The sequence below is a fragment of the Paenisporosarcina antarctica genome (genome assembly GCF_004367585.1).
GTDB lineage: Bacteria > Bacillota > Bacilli > Bacillales_A > Planococcaceae > Paenisporosarcina > Paenisporosarcina antarctica.
In genome coordinates this window covers 3,855,646-3,875,686 of record NZ_CP038015.1, presented here as the reverse complement: position 1 = coordinate 3,875,686, position 20,041 = coordinate 3,855,646, and the positions used below count along the sequence as shown (strand labels likewise).

Annotated in this window: 17 protein-coding genes and 2 tRNA genes; 2 read left to right on the top strand and 17 right to left on the bottom strand. The window is 38.2% G+C overall.

Annotated features, from left to right (window positions below; translation table 11 throughout):
• Nucleotides 1-187: 187 nt before the first annotated feature.
• Nucleotides 188-261, top strand: a tRNA-Met gene (locus tag E2636_RS18405).
• A 117-nt stretch (nt 262-378) separates the two neighbouring features.
• A tRNA-Glu gene (locus tag E2636_RS18400) sits at nt 379-450 on the top strand.
• Nucleotides 451-529: 79 nt separating this feature from the next.
• Here E2636_RS18400 and E2636_RS18395 read toward each other — a convergent pair.
• From E2636_RS18395 to spoVG, 17 genes are all read right to left on the bottom strand, one after another.
• Nucleotides 530-988 carry a DinB family protein gene (locus tag E2636_RS18395; RefSeq protein WP_134211702.1) on the bottom strand — a complete coding sequence of 153 codons (459 nt, stop codon included), beginning with the start codon at nt 986-988 and terminating at the stop codon, nt 530-532.
• A 132-nt stretch (nt 989-1,120) separates the two neighbouring features.
• Nucleotides 1,121-1,543: a S1 domain-containing RNA-binding protein gene (locus tag E2636_RS18390; RefSeq protein WP_024536352.1), complete on the bottom strand. Its 423-nt coding sequence runs from the start codon at nt 1,541-1,543 to the stop codon at nt 1,121-1,123.
• 126 nt (nt 1,544-1,669) lie between these two features.
• Nucleotides 1,670-2,077, bottom strand: a complete 408-nt coding sequence (locus E2636_RS18385) for an FtsB family cell division protein (protein ID WP_243840793.1) — start codon at nt 2,075-2,077, stop codon at nt 1,670-1,672.
• A 66-nt stretch (nt 2,078-2,143) separates the two neighbouring features.
• Nucleotides 2,144-2,605, bottom strand: a complete 462-nt coding sequence (yabQ, locus tag E2636_RS18380; RefSeq protein ID WP_243840700.1) for a spore cortex biosynthesis protein YabQ — start codon at nt 2,603-2,605, stop codon at nt 2,144-2,146.
• Nucleotides 2,602-2,901, bottom strand: coding sequence for a sporulation protein YabP (gene yabP, locus E2636_RS18375; RefSeq protein WP_017382035.1), 300 nt, complete (start codon nt 2,899-2,901; stop codon nt 2,602-2,604). The genes yabQ and yabP overlap by 4 nt, the downstream gene beginning before the upstream one ends.
• Before the next feature lie 83 nt (nt 2,902-2,984).
• Nucleotides 2,985-3,275 (bottom strand): RNA-binding S4 domain-containing protein, encoded by a 291-nt coding sequence (locus E2636_RS18370; RefSeq protein WP_134211700.1) that lies wholly within the window; start codon nt 3,273-3,275, stop codon nt 2,985-2,987.
• A 1-nt stretch (nt 3,276) separates the two neighbouring features.
• Nucleotides 3,277-4,746: a bifunctional methyltransferase/pyrophosphohydrolase YabN gene (gene yabN, locus E2636_RS18365; protein WP_208324111.1), complete on the bottom strand. Its 1,470-nt coding sequence runs from the start codon at nt 4,744-4,746 to the stop codon at nt 3,277-3,279.
• Nucleotides 4,746-6,368, bottom strand: coding sequence for a putative polysaccharide biosynthesis protein (locus E2636_RS18360; RefSeq protein ID WP_134211698.1), 1,623 nt, complete (start codon nt 6,366-6,368; stop codon nt 4,746-4,748). Before E2636_RS18360 ends, yabN begins: the two co-directional genes overlap by 1 nt.
• A gap of 524 nt (nt 6,369-6,892) precedes the next feature.
• Nucleotides 6,893-7,429 (bottom strand): stage V sporulation protein T, encoded by a 537-nt coding sequence (gene spoVT, locus E2636_RS18355; RefSeq protein WP_134211697.1) that lies wholly within the window; start codon nt 7,427-7,429, stop codon nt 6,893-6,895.
• Nucleotides 7,430-7,525: 96 nt separating this feature from the next.
• Nucleotides 7,526-11,068, bottom strand: coding sequence for a transcription-repair coupling factor (gene mfd / locus E2636_RS18350; protein WP_134211696.1), 3,543 nt, complete (start codon nt 11,066-11,068; stop codon nt 7,526-7,528).
• A 165-nt stretch (nt 11,069-11,233) separates the two neighbouring features.
• Nucleotides 11,234-11,461: an anti-sigma-F factor Fin gene (locus E2636_RS18345; RefSeq protein ID WP_017382029.1), complete on the bottom strand. Its 228-nt coding sequence runs from the start codon at nt 11,459-11,461 to the stop codon at nt 11,234-11,236.
• Between the two features lie 54 nt (nt 11,462-11,515).
• Nucleotides 11,516-12,079 (bottom strand): aminoacyl-tRNA hydrolase, encoded by a 564-nt coding sequence (gene pth, locus E2636_RS18340; protein WP_134211695.1) that lies wholly within the window; start codon nt 12,077-12,079, stop codon nt 11,516-11,518.
• 1,154 nt (nt 12,080-13,233) lie between these two features.
• A complete protein-coding gene (locus E2636_RS18335; protein WP_134211694.1) occupies nt 13,234-13,866 on the bottom strand; it encodes a 50S ribosomal protein L25/general stress protein Ctc in 633 nt (210 codons plus the stop codon).
• 81 nt (nt 13,867-13,947) lie between these two features.
• Nucleotides 13,948-14,907 carry a ribose-phosphate diphosphokinase gene (locus E2636_RS18330; protein ID WP_134211693.1) on the bottom strand — a complete coding sequence of 320 codons (960 nt, stop codon included), beginning with the start codon at nt 14,905-14,907 and terminating at the stop codon, nt 13,948-13,950.
• Between the two features lie 12 nt (nt 14,908-14,919).
• The gene (glmU, locus tag E2636_RS18325; RefSeq protein WP_134211692.1) at nt 14,920-16,290 is read right to left on the bottom strand and encodes a bifunctional UDP-N-acetylglucosamine diphosphorylase/glucosamine-1-phosphate N-acetyltransferase GlmU; all 1,371 of its coding nucleotides are present in this window, start codon (nt 16,288-16,290) and stop codon (nt 14,920-14,922) included.
• Nucleotides 16,291-16,454: 164 nt separating this feature from the next.
• Nucleotides 16,455-19,484, bottom strand: a complete 3,030-nt coding sequence (locus tag E2636_RS18320) for an efflux RND transporter permease subunit (RefSeq protein ID WP_134211691.1) — start codon at nt 19,482-19,484, stop codon at nt 16,455-16,457.
• A 144-nt stretch (nt 19,485-19,628) separates the two neighbouring features.
• Nucleotides 19,629-19,919 carry a septation regulator SpoVG gene (gene spoVG, locus E2636_RS18315; protein WP_017380260.1) on the bottom strand — a complete coding sequence of 97 codons (291 nt, stop codon included), beginning with the start codon at nt 19,917-19,919 and terminating at the stop codon, nt 19,629-19,631.
• Nucleotides 19,920-20,041 lie beyond the last annotated feature (122 nt).

The following is a 20,041-nucleotide window of genomic DNA, read 5'->3' as shown; positions in this document are numbered from 1 at the left end:
ATGAAATCAATCCCTTCCCTTACGATGATTTTTATTATAGGAGAAGATTCGTGTAAAGTTTGTCAATTCATGACAACTTGATCAAAAAACATTTCGACGTAATATCAGAGAAAACGAGATAAACATTCAAAAGACAGCTTGACACTCTTTGGTTACGCTAGTATTATTGTAAATGTTCTTTAAAAACGGCGGCCTAGCTCAGCTGGCTAGAGCGTACGGTTCATACCCGTGAGGTCGGGGGTTCGATCCCCTCGGCCGCCATATTTTATTGAAGTATCCTGCAAAATCGGATGCATGACAGGCCCAGCCATAAGCGTCATTCGAGCTCGACATCAGCTTTTCGAAAAGTTGTTTTTATCACATGTTTCCTACTATTACGGCCCCTTGGTCAAGCGGTTAAGACACCGCCCTTTCACGGCGGTAACACGGGTTCGATTCCCGTAGGGGTCATCCAAAAAACCCACAAGAGAAGATATCTCTTGTGGGTTTTTTTATTTTCGTAATTATATCCATTATTTTCAAAAACTATCTATCTACTTCTAACACGCTCAATTTGTCGTTTATGATGTTCATCGTGTTCAGAAAAATCAGTAAAATAACTCATAATCGACAAAGAATGATTACCAATGTTAAATTCTTTGTGCCATTCACTGTCATTTATTTCTTCAAGTTTTTTCGTAATGCATTGACGTTGTCTTTTTGCATAAGCAATGGTTTCTTCAAATGTTTGTTGTGAAGCAAGTGCTTCAGCTTTTGCATTAAACTCTTCGAAGGCAGGAAATTTTTCAAGTTTAGCACCTTCTTTCATGAAGGGTAGCCGATCTTCTAAGGTAAAGCGATCCCATTGTGCTAAATGCATGATAATTATATTTGGTGACCACTTTCCAGGAGCATACGGGCTCATTGCTTCTTCGTTTGATAACTCTTTCAATGAATTCAACCATACCTGATAATTTTTGTGAATCTCTAAAATTTGTTGTTTGATCATAGCTAACACTCCTTTCTGTTATGTTTATGTACTTATTCCATGCATTCTATATTTAAAATACAAAAAAACATCTCCGCAACGAGCGGAGATGCTATAATAAACACTTTTTCTACGATTAAAACAGCCAGCAAATTATCCTCGTTTTGCGCCACGACCGCCACGTTTAGTTTCAGTTGCGCGTTTCAAAGTGGTTAAACGTTCTTCACTATCTTTTAAGAAACGTGCCATTTTTTGTTCGAAATTCTCTTTGAATGGACGGTCTCGATCGTTTGGACGATTATTTGGACGTGGTCGTTGAGGACGTTCTGGTCGCTCAGCTTGTGGCTTGGCTTTACGAATAGATAAGCCGATTTTACCGTCAGCCTCGACATTCATCACTTTTACTTCAACCATGTCCCCGACTTTCAAATGCTCGTTGATATCTTTCACATAATTATCAGCAACTTCACTGATATGAACAAGACCTGTTGAGCCACCTGGTAGTTCGACGAATGCTCCGAAATTTGTGATTCCTGTTACTTTACCTTGTACCTTGCTGCCTACTTCAATTGACATAAAAAAAATGCTCCTCCTTAAAAATTAAGCCGGCTCCTTTAGAAACCTTGTAATCGTAATAACGGACTCAGAAAATCAAGTCTCCCCTTTTAATTATATCCAAAAAAAAAAAGAGTGTCAATAAGACTACTCTTTTGAATCGTTATTTTTGTCATCTTTTTCAGGAATTGCAAAAATAATTTCACCCTCATTAGAAAGGAAATATTCTTTTCTTGCGAGTTTCACAATATAATCATCATCATTTAACTTTAGAATTTGAGTTTTCAACATATCTTGTTCGTATTTAACTTGTTCCAATGCTTGTATAGCTTCTTCTTTCTTCTCTTCTTTTGCAGCTAACGCTTGTGATTGGGTAAACATTGTAAAGGTTAACCAACCCATTACAAAAACTACAATGACAGAAAAAGCAGCTAATCGTCTAAATAAACGCATTTTATGTGCTTTTTGGCGCTTTTCTTGACGTTCAACCGAGTGGACATACTCTTTATTAATGGATGAGATTTTGCGATTTTCTTCATTTTCATTATTATTCACACCCAAGTCATTCACTCCCAGCCATAATTTGTCAACCATTTAGTAGTTGCAATTATAACTGATTTATTATTTTTTTTGAAGGGACCTTCGGGGTATTTTTTTAATTATTTTTAAAAAAGGCCAAATAATAACCATTAAAATTTTTACAAGGATGCGAACTATATGACGAATGATGGTTACAACTAAGTGGAGTATCCACCAAATTGGCTGAACGACTAATCTTATAAACACACGTCTACCTATAAGCATCGGCTGTCTAAACCATAATTCATACGTGATGATGCCGACAATTTGAGCAAGCGGGTCGTATATTCGCCATGCCCCATCTCTTAAATAAAATAATAAGTAGAAACTCGCGATTCCAAGCACCAACCATAACAAGATTTCAAATAACCCTTGGTAACGTCTAAGTAAAGCGCCTGGACGGAGAGCTTGACAACTGTCTCGAAAACTTTCAACTAAAAAACCTGCGGCCACGCCACTTGCAATCATGGCCAACAGACTTAGAAATTGATAAGAAATTGTCATCCAAACAATTTATGCAAGAAATTACGGTTAGGTTCACGTTCTTCTTCATCATATTGGAACGTGCGCACATTTCCTTCAAGTGTCAGCAACCCTTTATCTACATCTAAATGAACAATGCGTAACTCGTCACCTTTAATACTTAAATGCCCTTGAGATGTTAGAACGGCAAACTCTTCTTGATCAAAACGTTCAATAGATTTGACAGATGTTAAGTCCATACGCTTGCGATTTCGTAAACTAATGACATGATCTCCTGATGGAATTGCCATGGATGCATGTTCGGCTTGATATTGCATAAAATTCCTCCTTTACTTGTCCAGTCCATTAACTATATGCAAGCAAACAAAAAAGCATGACCACTTTTGGCCATGCTTACCATTTAATCTTCATCATCAATAAATTCAGGTTCGACTTTTTCAAGCCTTTCTTCTTTTAATATGGTATACATCATAATTGACTCTTCTTTTTTCACGGTCTCTTTGAGCATCTCAATACGGGTAGTTACGACTTTTTGGCCGAAGCGAATGCCCAATTCATCTCCCACTTTAATGACTGAACTTGCTTTACTCACTTTTCCGTTGACCGTGATACGTCCTTGATCTGCTACTTCTTTAGCAAGTGTACGTCGTTTAATCAAACGAGATACTTTTAAAAATTTATCTAATCTCATATCATACATCCCCTTTTATTTGTTTGGCCTGTTGCCAAAATTTCTCGAGTTCATTCAATGTATAGGCACTAAATTCACCTTTACCTTGAGCCACACTGTCTTCAACGCAATGAAAACGAGTTTTGAATTTTCGATTCGCATGCATCATGGCTTCTTCAGGAGAAAGACCGTAAAAACGAGCGACATTGACAATTGTAAATAACACATCTCCTAATTCATCGAGTTGTGAAGTTGCTGTACCACCCGTAATTTCATGTTTAAATTCTTGCCATTCTTCGTCAAACTTTAACCAAGCGCCTTCTGCATTTGGCCAATCAAAGCCCACTTTAGCGGCAGATTTTTGAAAATTATACGAGGTCAAAAGTGACGATTCTGACCGTTCTTGTCCTTCTAGAATTCGTTTCTTATGATTGCCTTTTTCAACAGATTTTAATTGTTGCCAATTACGTAATACATCCTCTGTACCTTCAACTTCCACATCACTAAAGACATGCGGATGTCTATGAATCATTTTAGAAGAAACACTTTCAAGCACATCTTCTAAACTAAAGTATCCATTATCTTCCCCAATTTGAGCATGTAAAAAAACTTGAAGCAAAACGTCTCCTAGTTCTTCTATCATTCCATCATCATCTTGATCATTTACAGCTTGTAAAAATTCATGCACTTCTTCTATTAAATATTTTTTTAATGTCTCATGTGTTTGTTCACGATCCCATGGACAACCATCAGGCGCACGGAGCTTCGTAATAATTTCTCTGAATGTTGACCATTCTTTAATTCGCTCTTCACGGCTACTAACCGGAGGAACATAGATTGTCGTTAAATTATTTAATTCTGTTGCACGATCAAGTTCGAATAAAGGTACAACTCTCAGTACTTCTTCGCTAGTACCAGCAGCTGTAACAATTGTAACTAGATAGTCTTCTGGATACTTCTCCATTAACGTTAACTTCACATCAGAAGCACTGTAAGCATCATATACTTGAGCAATTAATACATGTTGTGACATGTGCACATCATCGCGCTTAAACATCGTCCCATCCAGTAATTGAAAGCCTTCAATCGGATCAATACGCAATGCATTAAAAATTGGATCTAAAAAACTTTGCCCTCCGACAATTTCAAGTTGAATGCGCCCCTCTTTTTCAGCATCTACTAACCACTGAACGGTTTGCTCAGCAACTAACGGATGACCTGGAACCGCATAAAACAAAGGACCTGATTGTGCTAATGTAATTAATGTTTCAACAATCTCTTGATAAACAGCTTCGAAGCCATCGTGTTTTTCATAGATCTCATCAAAACTTTTATATGTAATGCCTTCATTCCCCAATTCTTGTAAGACCGGATGTTCAGCAGTTCGCACATAAAGTCGTTGTGCTTTTACCAACGTTTTATACACACCAAGTGGTAACTGATCTAAATCTCCTGCTCCTAAGCCGAGCACTGTAATTGTATTCACATGCATCACCTCTTTCTGTTTTTATCATATAGCCACAATTGAACCATAGCCATTCTTCTTCCAAGCGGCAATAAAAACCATTCTTTTTCCGCAATAATACGGCTCTTTGCTATGTAAAGTAAAAAGACGACCGCGCCTAACCCCACACTTGTTAGTGCAGTAAACGTAGCGCCTATACGACTGGAAAGCCCATCAAATAACCAACTATCGGCTACAAATATCCATGTCATTACAGTGACTATCATACATAGACAAGCTACTGCTAAATGTCCATAAAATCTAGCTGGTGCAAAACGAATCTTCCAAATTGAATATAAATACAGATATAAGCTTATCGCAATAAAAATAAATCCAATATTACTAGCAACAGCTGCTCCCATTATTCCATACTTAGGTAATAACCATGCATTGCAAAGTAATTTTATGATGAGTCCAATAATCAGTAAGATTGCAGGGAAAATTACTTTTCCTAATCCTTGCAGCATAGATGTCATCGTTAATATTAACGACAGCCAAAAGATTTGGATACAAAACACTGATATCGTTGTCGATAAATCTCTCGTTTCAAACAACATCTCGTTAACTGGCGATAACACTAATATAAGACCGAGTGTTGCAGCTGTCCCAAATAAAAGTGCGATTTTAAACGTCAGTTGTGCAAATGGAATAGCAGTTCTACCAGTCTTCTTTTGAGTTGTATGGGCAATTAATGGAACAATAGAAAGTGACAACGTAGAAGCGATTAATATTCCCATTTGAACAAGAGGTAACCCTCGGTCATACATGCCTTTTGTTTCCATCGCTGTTAATCGATCCATTCCAGTTTCTAGTAAGCTACTAAAAACCGTAAAAGAGTCTACCAGTTGAAAAAATAACAAAATGAGTGAACTCATGCTGACACTTAAGCTAATGACAGTCAAATTCTTGACAATTGGAACAATTTTTATAGTATTAGGGACCCTTTTCAAGAATTCATGAGAAGATTTTTTTCGCACAAATAGCAAAAGAAGTACAATACCCGCAATTTCACCTACAATGGCACCTAATAGAGCTGTGCTCCCGGCCGTATATAAAGATGCCCCCGTCTTTACAACGATGAATGTACCAATTAAAATAACCGTTACTCGCACCGTTTGTTCTACAACTTGTCCATAGGCAACCGGTTCCATTCGACCTTGAGATTGAAACGAACCCTTTAGCACAGCAAGAACAGGCATTAATAACACGACAAACGAGCCTGTGCGTAGTAATTGTGCCAGATCATCATCACCCATCCATCTAGCTAATACATCCGCTCCTGAAAATAACACTGTAAAACTGATGATTGATATAACACTTAAATAAATAAATGCAATTCGTAAGATAGTCGCTCTATAGTTATCGTCTTCCTGTTGGTCATGTGCATCTGCCAAAAGTTTTGAAATGGCGACTGCAAAACCATAAGATGTCCAAACCGTAAGCACCCCGATAAATGGATACACTTGTTGGTATATGTAAAATCCTTGGTCCCCTACAATGTTTTGAAAAGGAATTCGGTAAACTGCACTTAGAGCTTTGACGATTAAGGCTGCAATCGTTAACAACACCGCGCCTTTCATAAATTTTTGCATCGTCCATTCATTGTTCATACTTTTTCCTCATTCCACTAAAGCCATGGCTAGAGTGGGCTTCTGTACTATTAATGGCTTAATTATAACACGAAAAAAACGTCTTCTTGAGTGTTTAAGAAGACGTTTTTCATTCGGCACGTTCCACATTTCAGTGTTGGCTAGCTCCGAAGGCCAGACCGCACCTCCGTTTCACAACCTCATTCGAAAACAAGTTTATGATTCGATTTGCTCCTGCGGTTACTCGTCGCAGAGGAAACCTTGTTCCAACGTCGGAGTCGGTCTACCATGGCCTTCTACGCTTTTCAGTGTTGGCCAGTTGCTAAGCCCAGCTCGCACCTCTGCTTCAGAAACTCATTCGAAAATGGGTTTTCGATTCGTTTCTTCCACCAGAGGAGTCGAGCTAGAGTAGGCTTCTCCACATTTCAGTGTTGGCCAGTTGCTAAGCCCAGACCGCGCCTAAGCTTCAGAAACTCATTCGAAAACAAGTTTTCGAGTCGTTTCTTCCAGCGCCGGTGTCGGTCTAAAGTGGGCTTCTCCACTTTTCAGTGTTCCATTTGTTTGGCTAGGAAGTGAGCAGCTGTTTCTACTGCTTTTAGTTCTGCATCTCCAATGAAATGGACTTTTGATAACAAATAGACTGCACCTATAGGATTACCGGCGGCAATAATTGGTGCTACACAATAGGATTTCACCTGTTCAACTTGCCCGGGTATCCATTCTATCGTTTTTTCCATTTTTTCCGAAACAATTGTACGCAATTGTAGAATGTCTTCTGCTTGAGAAGATAAACGACGATTCAAATAATCTTTTTTTGACACACCCGCCACCGCGATCATCTCATCTCGATCACTAATAAAAGCGGGTGTCCCTAAGGTTGAATACAATGTTTCTGCATACTCTTGGGCGAAATCACCAAGTTCACTAATTGGGGAGTACTTTTTTAATATAACTTCTCCATCACGGTCCGTAAAAATTTCGAGTGGATCTCCTTCACGAATTCGAAGGGTTCTTCTAATTTCTTTTGGAATGACAATACGGCCGAGATCATCAATTCGTCTGACGATACCTGTTGCTTTCATCTTTGTTGCCTCACTTTCGACAGAATTCAAATTTCAGAATTTCAAAATTTCTCCCATAGTATGCATCATTGTTGGACAATTTATGCAAGGTCGGTATTACTCACCAAGTGAGGAAGCTACTTCTTTTCGTGATACAGGCAAAATTTTCATCATGGCTTCTAAAACATCAAACGGATGATGCTTTCCTGTTTTCTTTTCATCTATTGTTACAAGCAATTGTTGTTGATTGTTCATTTTAAATCCAACTGCACGCCCATAGGTCAAAGAGGACTCTACTAACATGGCACCATTCGTTGTTTGAGTGCCATTTTTGGAAAGCTTTATGGTCAAATGATGATCCTGTTCTTTAATTGATTCAACGCTCGCTTGATTTGCCCATACTTTTATTCGAGCAATTCGCATTAAGCGTTCTGCTTCAATAGGCATATTTCCAAAACGGTCAATTAATTCATCAACTAAATCTTCATAATCTTTCTCATTTTCCACCGCTTTAATGCGTTTATACATTTGAATTTTTTGAAATCCGTCCGGAATATAGACATCTGGCAAATAAGCATCAAACGGTAAAGAAATCTCGACATCAGGGATTTCATCTTTTTTCACGCCGCTTTGTTTCTCTTCAATTGCTTCTTGTAACATTTGAGCATATAAATCAAAACCGACTGAATCGATAAAGCCATGTTGCTGTGAACCAAGTAAATTCCCTGCACCGCGAATGGATAAATCGCGCATGGCAATTTTAAAGCCTGAACCAAGTTCTGTAAATTCTTTTATAGCTTGCAAACGCTTTTCTGCGACATCCGTTAAAACCTTATCGCGTTGATACATAAAGTACGCATATGCCACGCGATTTGAACGGCCGACCCGACCTCTTAATTGATACAATTGTGAAAGTCCCATGCGATCCGCATTTTCCACGATTAGCGTATTAACATTCGGTATATCAATACCCGTTTCGATAATGGTCGTCGTTACGAGGACATCATAGTCCCCTTCTAAAAACGCAAGGATGACCGATTCTAACTCTCTTTCTGTCATTTGACCATGCGCAAAACCAACGCGAGCTTCAGGAACAAGCATTTGAATTTCATCGACTTTACGTGCCATATCTTCCACGCGATTGTATAAATAAAATGATTGTCCGCCCCGTGCCATCTCACGTTCAATGGACTCTCGAACGAGGGCTCCGTTTTGTTCCATCACATATGTCTGAACTGGAAAACGATTAGCTGGAGGTGTTTCAATTATAGATAAATCACGGACTCCAATCATCGACATATGAAGTGTTCTTGGAATTGGCGTAGCTGTTAACGTTAAGACGTCTACATTGGTTTTAAATCGTTTAATCTTTTCTTTGTGCGTCACGCCAAATCGCTGTTCTTCATCAACGATAAGTAATCCTAAATCGTGATATACAATATCTTTTGATAATAAACGATGTGTGCCAATAACCACATCAATCGTGCCTGATTTTAATCCTTTAATCGTCTCAGTTTGCTGTTTTTTCGAACGAAAACGACTTAGCAGCCCTACTTCTACTGGGAAATCAGCAAATCGTTCTTTCATTGTTTCGTAGTGTTGTTGCGCTAAGATGGTTGTTGGAACAAGAAAGGCTATTTGTTTACTATCTAGCACTGCTTTAAATGCTGCGCGAATCGCCACTTCTGTTTTCCCATATCCAACATCCCCACAAACTAAGCGATCCATTGGTCGTTCTTTTTCCATATCCCGTTTAACTTCTTCAATTGAACGCAATTGATCCTCTGTTTCTTCATATGCAAATGCCGCTTCAAATGCTTGTTGCATATCCTGATCCGGCTCAAAGGCATGCCCTTTTTCAGACTCGCGTTGTGCATAAAGTTTAATTAAATCGTCTGCAATATCTTGTACTGCAGCTGTAACTTTCGTTTTCGTTTTCTTCCACTCAGCCCCGCCTAGTTTGTGTAGTTTAGGTTCTCTTTCTTCGGAAGCGACGTACTTTTGTATTTGGTCAATTTGATCAACCGGTACAAACAACTTATCATCAGCGCGGTAGCGAATGTGTAAGTAATCTTTATGAATCCCGCTAATTTCAAGCGTTTCAATACCGATGTATTTACCAATTCCATGGTGTATATGGACAATATAATCTCCAGGCTTAATTTCCGAATAACTTTTAATGCGTTCGGCATTTGTCATTTTTTGTGGACGCGTTTTCTTTTTCGGTCGTTGTTTAAAAAGTTCGTTATCTGTCAAAACAGCTAAACGTTGGAGCGGCAATTCAAAACCACTCGATATTTCACCTTCTACAATATAAATACCTGGTTGTTCAGGTATGCTTTGATCAACTAACACATGACTCGTCATGTCGTAATCTTCAAGAACGTCTTTGACTTTTTTCTGACGCTCTTTTCCTTCAGCCAAGATAAATACAAAGAATTTTCCAGCTACAAAACGTTCCATCTCGTTTTTCAAGAGATTCATTTGACCGTGGAAATGTTGCATCGGTTTACATGAAAAAGCAATAGTCTTTTTCAGAGGAATTCCTGAGAATGTGCGTGCAAATAGAGAAAAATACACTTTACGTTGTTTCAACATCCCAAGAATTTCTTTAAAACTAAACGAAAGCTTGACATCATGGACTGTTTTACCTTCTTCAAGTAAAGAAATATACCAATCTTTTTCTTCACGTTCTAAGGCATTCGTTGTTTCTTGAATTCGTCCAAGCTCATCAAATAACACCAAACCATCTTCCGCAAAATAATCTCCTAAGAAAGTAGGTTGATCTTCTAGAATGGATACATATTTCGTCATTTGATCAGGCACATCACCTTGTCTTAATAACTCAATATCGTGATTAATATGTTGAAGAAGCAGTTCTTTTGTTTCTGCCTTTTTCATTTTTTTTAAACTAGAAGTCAATGATTCTTCTAATTTTTCTGCTAGATTCGTAAGTTGGGAACGCGTCCATACAAACTCTGTTGCCGGAAGAATGCATACCTTTTTGAGCTTTTTAATCGAACGCTGATCTTCAGCAGAAAATGTGCGAATCGAATCGACTTCTGTATCGAAAAATTCAATTCGAATCGGATGTTGCAGGTAGATGGGATAAATATCTAAAATCCCTCCACGTAGCGCAAATTCTCCAGGTGCTGTAACCATTGGTTGTCTGGAGTAACCCATTGCTACCAAATGGTCGAGCCAGTCGTCTAAAATTACTTCTTGCCCTATTGCAGTTTCAAGTCTGCTAGCTCTCCATTGCTTCAAGTTTGGCATCTGGCGACGAAGTCCTGCGATTGGTGTAATTACTACTCCACGCTTCTGTGAGTGCATAAATTCGAGCGTCTCTATACGTTCTGCACGAAGTTCTGGACTAGATACAGATAAATCAGCTGCAATCAGCTCATCTGCCGGATATAAACGGACTTGATCTTCACCAAGTAGTTTCGCCATATCTTCAAATAATCGCTGGGCATGTAAAAGGTTTGGTGAAACTACTAAAATTGGTTTATCCATCTCTTTTGCAATAGATTGGATGAAAAGTGGGCGAGACCCCCCAACGAGGCCAGTCACTAATTGTTGATCAATTCCTTTTTGAATATCTGTAAGTAGTGTATTTATATGATGATCTTTCATTAATAATCGATGTAATGATTCCATATGAACCTCCTTAAGAAAAGCATAAAAGCCTACTCTAGCTGTACACGAAAGTAACGGAGCTGAAAGCTGTCCATCAGAGCTAGACATGACTAGTAGTAGAGCTATACTTTCATATACTTAAACAGAAAAAGGCTTTGCGCGCGAAACCCGCGCCAAAGCTAATTCTTATTGTATCCACTTTTGCATAGCATAGTAGTCTGGGTTCTCGCGTAGAGACCTTTCACAATGCTCACAAATACTATTTACCGTTACAGTTCCCTCTTCATCTTGCGTAAAAAACTCTTCAGAGAATTCTTCTTTCAATTGCTTTACTCGACCATGTTGCAGAATGGATTGACCTGCTAATTTCCCCATCTCCGCTTTGCAGTGCCGACACTTTACTTGAATTGCCATAATCGGACCGGCCTCCTTTTTTTTAGTATAGACCGGTCGATCTTAATTTATTCCTTACCCACCATTAAATCGGTTCATTACTTCAAGAAAGGGTGACGATAACCAATCCTCACAAGCATCCGCACTTTTATTCAATGCCTCATTCATCAAAGGTTTTTCATCAGTTTTAAACCGAGATAACACATAATCAGGGACTTTCATTCCTGCTGGTGGACGATCGACACCTAAGCGAATGCGATTGAAGTTTTGTGTTCCAAGATGTTGAATGATTGACTTGATTCCATTATGACCGCCAGCACTGCCCTTTTGACGTAGTCTTAACCTTCCAACTGTTAAATCCAAATCATCATAAATAACCACGATATCTTCCTCAGCGACATCGTAATAACCCATGAGCGGTACGATGCATTCACCCGACAAATTCATATAAGTGAGCGGTTTTACGAGTATTACTTTACCTTGAGGTTGATGAATAATTGTGTACATGCCTTTAAATTTCATTTGAGTTAAGGGTGAATTGAATCTTTTAGCCAACTCATCTACCACGTCAAATCCAATATTATGCCTTGTATGCTCATACGGTTTCCCAGGATTGCCGAGTCCGATAATCATTTTCATAAAACATACGTCCTTTATTTTCTTAATGGTTCTTATTTTACCACAAAGTTTAAATTTACAATAAGAAAAGCTAGCACAGTAATCCCTGTCATTCAAGAAAGTACAGATGATTTAAGTAACAGATTAAAAGGAGATTCCATACAGTATCAACTTTGGCTGCCAGGTCGCTTAGGATGGCAATCCTACTACACTATAACCTGAAGAATAAGACAGCCCTCTATTTAAATCTAGTGATTTCCGTTACAACGCACTTTCATGTTTCGAAGCTAGCAAAGCGATGCATAAATAGAAACAGAAGAATTAGAAACAGGGGGACGCTTTTCGTTGGAGGTCCGTTAGCCTCCTCTTCGCAAGCGCAAAGGCCACTGAAAAAGTTAATTTATAATTTCTTAGCTTATGGACTAGTTTAGGTGATTTCCGTTTCAGGCGGACGCTTTCGCTACCTGCGGGGTCTCGTCTGTCTCGCTTTTCCCGCCGGAGTCGCCACCTTCCACTTCAATCACTCACCTGTTTATAAATAATCAAGTGATAACAATATAGTTTTAAAAATAAAGATAAAAAATCGTCCTTTCTTATAAAATGAAAGTATCCAAACGCGTATTTAAAGGACGAATTTATATGTACAATCCATTACTCAATAAAGATAGAGCACTGAACAAAATTCACTTCCTCTGAGAGGAAAATTGCGTTTCTAAGGAAATCACGACTTTACATTAATCGAATTAACGAGAGTCACATCAAAGAAATTCTGTTTTAGCATGTTACTCTCCATATACAAAAAACACAATGAACAACGGGTTGAGTTCTTGATAGAACAATTTTATATGCTTTCTTATGTTTTAAGAAAAGTAGAAAGCTCCACTCTAGCTCATCACCGGCGCTTAAAGAATCGATTCGGTAAATTGTTTCATCATGAGGGTCTGTAAGGATAAATACGGAACTTCGTGTTACTCCTGTGGTTACTAGTCGCAAAATAAAGTGTTAAGAGCTTTTCAACACCCTTATGACCCACATCCTAGTGGGCCTAGGCTTAAGTGTGAGCTTGGCGCTAGACATAACAACTCAAGTACGAAGAGGTATTGCTCGAAAAATCTTATACTTTTTTGGCACAAAAAAAATAGGACTGTCAAATGACAATCCCATTTTTTAAAAAATTATTTTTTTGTTTCAGTATCTTCTTCGCTAACTTCTTCTGCCACTACTGCTGGTTCGTCAGCTGTAGTTTCTAGTTCTTCATCAGTACGTGGTGCCGAAACTGATACTAGTGCAAAATCATCATCGTTTAAGATATTGAATTCACATTTTTCACGCATATCGCCAACTCTTAAGATATCACCAATTTCAAGATCAGTAACATCTATTTCAATTGAATCTGGAATTGCTGAAGGTTTTACTTTAATTGTTAATTCATGGTTTGGATGGTTCAAGACGCCGCCTTGACTTTCCCCAACTGAAGAACCAGTTGTAACAACTGTTACACTTACTTCTAATTCATCAGTCATGTTAATTGCCAAGAAATCAGCATGAACAACATTACCTTTTAATACGTTCATTTGATAGTCACTTAATACAACATTAACTAATTTTCCAGCAAGATCTAATTTCATAACGCCGTTGCGACCAACTTCACGTAGTGTTTTTAATAAATCCACTTCGTGTACCGCAATTGAAGTAGCCTCTGTTTTAAAACCATAAACTACTGCAGGTACAAAACCTTCATTGCGTAATTTTGTTAAATTAGAATGTTGACCTTTTTCGCGTACATGTGTTTTTACTGTTGTAGTCATCTATTTCACTCTCCATGTCATTTATTCTGTTTTTATGTTTACCCAATTCTCACCAAATGAAACATAAATACCATTATACCATCAATCAAATAAAGTGCTAACTGATTTTTCTTCAAATACACGTACAATTGCATCTGCTAAAAGCGGTGCAACTGATAATTGTGTGATTTTAGGAGAATTTTTTTCTTCAGGCAATTCAATTGAGTTCGTAATTACTAACTCTTTAATGACTGAGTTGTTGATACGTTCAATTGCGGGTCCTGATAATACAGGATGCGTACAGCATGCATACACTTCTTTTGCACCACTTTCTAAGAGAGCATTTGCTGCAATTGTAATTGTACCTGCAGTATCAATAATATCGTCAATTATGATGGCTATTTTACCCTCTACGTTCCCAATAATATTCATAACCTCTGATACGTTAGCACGTGGTCGACGTTTATCGATGATCGCAATTGATCCTTTTAAACGTTCCGCCATTTTACGTGCACGGGTAACTCCACCGTGATCAGGAGAAACAATTACAATGTCAGCAGGGTCTATTTTTTTCTGCAAGAAATAATCCGACAAAATTGGCACCGCAATTAAGTGGTCAATTAAAATATCAAAGAAACCTTGGATTTGAGGTGCATGTAAATCTAACACGATGGCACGAGTTGCACCAGCAGTTTCAAGTAAGTTAGCCACTAGTTTCGCTGTAATTGGTTCACGAGCGCGTGCTTTACGGTCTTGACGAGCATAACCATAGTAAGGAAGAACAACGTTTACAGTACGAGCAGACGCACGTTTAACAGCATCTACCATAATTAATAATTCCATTAAATTTTCGTTAACAGGAGCAGATGTTGATTGAATGATGAACACGTCACACCCGCGAATACTCTCTTCGATGTTGATTCGTACTTCACCATCACTAAAACGGGTAACAGAAATTTTCCCAAGTGGGACTCCAACTTCTTCCGCTAGTTCTCTTGCAAGTGATTCATTCGAGTTTAATGAAAATATTTTTAATTTGGTATTTGCGTATTGGTTAGGCATGTTGTCCTCCTGTTATTTTAAGTTTAGTTTTTTAACGTATCCTTCTTTGTTCTCTTGACGCACACGACCAATTGACAAGGCTTGTGCTGGTACATTTTTTGTTATAGTTGATCCAGCTGCTACATATGCACCTTGGCCAATTGTAACAGGAGCCATTAAGTTTGAATTACACCCTACAAAGGAATCGTCCTCAATCGTTGTGATGAATTTATTCTTGCCATCGTAATTTACGGTAATCACGCCACAACCAATATTTACACGTTCTCCAACTTCAGCGTCGCCAATGTAACTTAAATGCGATACTTTCGAATGATGACCTAATTTCGTTTTCTTAATTTCAACAAAATTCCCTATTTTCGCTTCATTGCCAATTTCAGAATGTGGGCGAATGTGAGCGAACGGACCAACTGCTGTATCTTCTCCAATAACACTTTGAGTAACAACTGAAGAATGGACGGTTGTACGATGCCCAATTTTGCTGTCTTTAATATGACTATTTGGACCAATCAAACAATCTTCGCCAATTTCACAAGTGCCTTCAATAATAACACCTGGCTGCAACACTGTATCAGAACCGATAACAGCGTCAGCACTAATATAAGTATTTGTTGGATTGATAATTGTTACACCGTTTTTCATATGTTTTTTGGCGATTAACTTGCGCATTAGTGTTTCAGCTTGCGAAAGTGCTATACGATCGTTAACACCAAGCGTCTCCTCAAAATCATCTGTTGCATAAGCAGAAACGATGTTTCCTTGATTTTTTAAAATTTCAATTACATCTGGCAAATAGTACTCACCTTGTGAGTTATCATTTTTGACAAGCTTTAATGCCGCAAACAAAGCTTTATTATCAAAGCAGTATGTGCCAGAGTTTATTTCTCTTACTTGTAGTTCATCGGTCGATGCATCTTTTTGCTCCACAATGCGTTCAACATACCCTTTAGAATCACGAAGAATGCGACCGTATCCTGTAGGGTCTTCAGGAATTCCAGTAAGAATCGTCGCCTTAGCCGAAGTTTCTTGATGATGTGCAAGTAATGCTTTCATCGTTTCCGGGCGAATTAGTGGCGTGTCACCACAAATAACAAGGGTTGTCCCTGTTAACTTCCCTAGCGCTTCATCTGCTTGTAATACAGCGTGTGCCGTTCCGAGTTGTTGTGCTTGAAGTGCATATTCACTGCGACTCCCGAGTTGATCTTGTACTTTTTCAGCACCGTGTCCAACGATTGTCACAATCCGTTCGGCTCCAATTTCTTCAATATGATCTACAACATGTTCAACCATTGGTTTGCCACAAACGGGGTGCAATACTTTATACAATTTGGACTTCATGCGTGTACCTTGACCTGCAGCTAAAACCACTGCGTATGTATGTGTCATTTAGTAAGTCCTCCAATATGGTCATTCTACCTCTTTTGACTATAGACCAAATACACTCGTAATTCAAGGAAATCCCGCTTGACAAAATGGTGACAAATCATTTAACATTATGCATTTTTTATATTAAAAGGACTTCACACCAAATGGTGGAAGTCCTTCATTTATTAATTTGCTTGTTTTTCTCGTTTTACTTGACGTGAATAAAAGATTTCGTACATGACTGGAATGATAACCAATGTTAGTAAAGTAGAAGACGTTAAACCACCAATTACAGTTACCGCTAATCCTTTTGAAATCAACGTTCCTGATGAAGTCGTTAGGGCCAATGGAATAAGCGCAGCAATCGTTGCAAACGCCGTCATTAAGATTGGACGTAATCGTGTTTTGCCCGCTTCGACAAGTGATTCTCGAATGAGCATTCCTTTGTCATTTCTATTTTGGTTAATGCGGTCCACCAAAACAATGGCATTTGTCGTTACAATTCCAATTAACATTAAGAATCCAATCATTACACTAACAGATAATGGTTCGCGCGCAATTACTAAACCGATTAATGCTCCAATCGGTACGAAAATAAGAGATGACAATATTATGAACGGAATACGTGCTTGCCCGAATGTAATGAGCATAGTTAAGTACACGAGTCCAATTGCACTAGCAATGGCGAGTCCGAGTTGTTGGAAAATCTCGACCGTATCATCACTACCCCCACCACTTTCTAAACTTACCCCATCCGGTAAGTCTACGTTCGCTATAACACCCTCCTTTACTTCAGCTGATACTTTTTGTATATTGTCCGCATCAATTTGTGCTTGGATACGTGCAAAAACTTTCCCATCTAGTTTTTGAATCGTTGTAACGGAATCAATTTCTTCAATTGTCGCAATATCTTGTACTTCAACAGGTCCGTTAGCAGTAAAAATTGTCAGTGTTCGTATTTCATCAATACTAGTTAACGCTTCGTCATAAGACAATTGAACGGAACGATTAATGTCATCAAGCGTTAACTTGCCAACAGAAACAGGTTTTGTTTGGTCAGAAATGGTAGCAAGTAGCTGAAAACCAGACACGCCAAAGTCATCTGCTTTATCTGAATCAATTTGCACAACCACTTGTTTCTGTTTTTCAGTAAAATTATTAGACACATATTTTAGTGAATCAACAGTATTCATATATGCTTCTACATCCGAAGCGGCTTTTGACAATGCTTCTAAGTCACTTGCAAATAAATCGACGGAAACATTGTTATTTGATGGAGGACCACCAGTAGAAAGCTCAGATACCGAAATCGTTGCATCAGGAGAAACATCAGCTACAATATTGTCCATATCTTGTAATAACGACTTCACAAAATTAGATACATCTACATTTTCATTCAATGTCAAAATATATCCAGCTCTATTTTCAAGTTTTATTCCTGTTGCAAAGTCACGAGAACCCACTGCAGTTGTTACATCTTTAATATCTTCTATATCAGCAAATAATTTTTCTACTTCAAGTGATACTTCGTTCGTACGTTCTAGTGATGTAGATGAGGGTAGCTCTACACTTGCTTGAACGAGTTTTGTTTCCTCATCTGGAATAAAGGTAAACCCTAACCCAGGAACAAGCGCAAACGAGCCCCCAAGAAGAATTACAGACAATACCAAGATGACTACTTTGCGATTTAAAGACCATAAAATGACACGTTCATAAAAACGTTGCATCGCACCTTCTTTTTCTTCTTGTTTCACTTTCTTAAAAGCAAACCTCGCTAATATCGGTACAATTGTTACCGCAACCACTAGTGAAGCAGCTAGCGAGAAAATGACAGTTAATGCAAACGGCAAGAAGAATTCACCTGTAATCCCACTTACAAAACCAATTGGTAAAAATACCACAATTGTTGTTAAGGTCGATGCTGTAATTGCACGTAATATTTCTTTTGTAGATGATATGACTAATTCATTTGACATTGGATCATTTGTTTTTCGTAAACGTCGGAATATATTTTCAATCACCACAATACTATCATCAACAACTCGCCCAACAGCAACGGCCATCCCACCGAGCGTCATAATGTTCAAGCTAATATCGAGTTGAGCTAAGAAAATAGCTGCAATCAACAATGATAAAGGAATAGAAATAATCGCGATAATCGTTGCACGGAAATTTCGCAAAAAGATTAATACTGCAATTGACGCAAACAGAGCACCAAGCAAACCTTCCTTCACTAATGTTTCCACTGATTTTTCTATTCCTGCGGCAGAATCGAAACCAACTGCGTAATCTAAGCGGTCATCATAACTCTTTAAAACATTGATTACGCGGTTTGCAACTTCTACGGTATTGGCATCTTGCTTTTTCGTGACCGCCATCGACAATGCGTTTTCTTGGTTATAACGAGTAATTTCACTTTGTTTAGATACTTCTTCAATTGTTGCAATATCTTTTAGTTCAACCGGTGGTGCTTGTGAATTAAATGAAGATGTAAGTTTAAGTGATTTTAATTTTTCAATCGACTCGAGCTTTTCTTCCACGCGTACCGGTATATTAATATCATTATCATTCACAGTTCCAGCAGGGAATGATAAGATTTTTTGATCAATTTGTTGTTTTATTTGGCTTAGAGATAGTCCAGCTGCGGTTGCTTTTTCATTATTTACAGTAATTTGTAAATTCTCTTCTTTTAAACCACCCACCGATACAGAATTAATGCCAGGAATTTTATTTAACTCAGGGATGACTTCTTTATTCAACAGTTCTTCTATATTATCTTGGCCTTTGGCAAAAAGAGAAATATTGAAGATGGGAAACGACCCAAATGATAAACGGCTAATTTCCGTTTCCGCGCCTTCTGGTAATTCAAGTCCACGAATGGCCGTTTCAGTCTGTTGTTCTGCACGATCTAAATCTGTATCAAAAGGAAACTGCAAATTAATGATTCCTATTGTTTCATAGGATACGCTCTGAATTTCAGTGGCCCCTTCGATTCCTTTTAACTGTCCTTCAATCGGAGTAATGACGAGATCGTCTACATCTTCAGGTGACGCTCCTGGATATACTACTTGCACCGATAATTGCGGAAACTCAATGTTTGGTAACAAATCAATTTTTAATCGACTAAAGGAATAAAGTCCAAGCACAATGAGTAAGAATGAAATAATGAATACTGCTGTTGCATTCTTCAAACTAAATTTCGTTAAAAAATTCACTCAATACACCCTCTTTTTTAGTAAGATATGTTTCTATCTTAATTTATACAACACTCGTGTCGGATTGGCGAGTGCCAATGTGTTTTTCAAAAAAAAAAAAAAGAAACCCATCATGTAACATGACAAGCTTCCACAGTTTTCATATTAAACACTCGCTTCTTCATAAGTAATCATATCTTCTTCACTCGACTCATGATAGGCGAGTAATACAGCTTCTTGGAGCTTCGTGCGTGTTCCCGAATTAATCGGATGGGCTATATCACGAAATTCTCCATCAGGTGTTCGCTTACTAGGCATGGCCACAAATAGTCCTGCATTTCCATCAATAACACGAATGTCATGCACGACAAACTCGCTGTCTAGTGTAATGGAAGCTATAGCACGCATACGTCCATCGGTTTGTACTCGACGTAATCTAACATCAGTTACTTCCATTCCTCTCACCACCTTTCTTCTTAGATGTCTTACAGACTCTGACAACTATATTCTACATTTTTAGTATTTCTCCTCCTTTTTTTTGGAATTTATTAATAATTTTAAATAGTAAAAATAAGAAA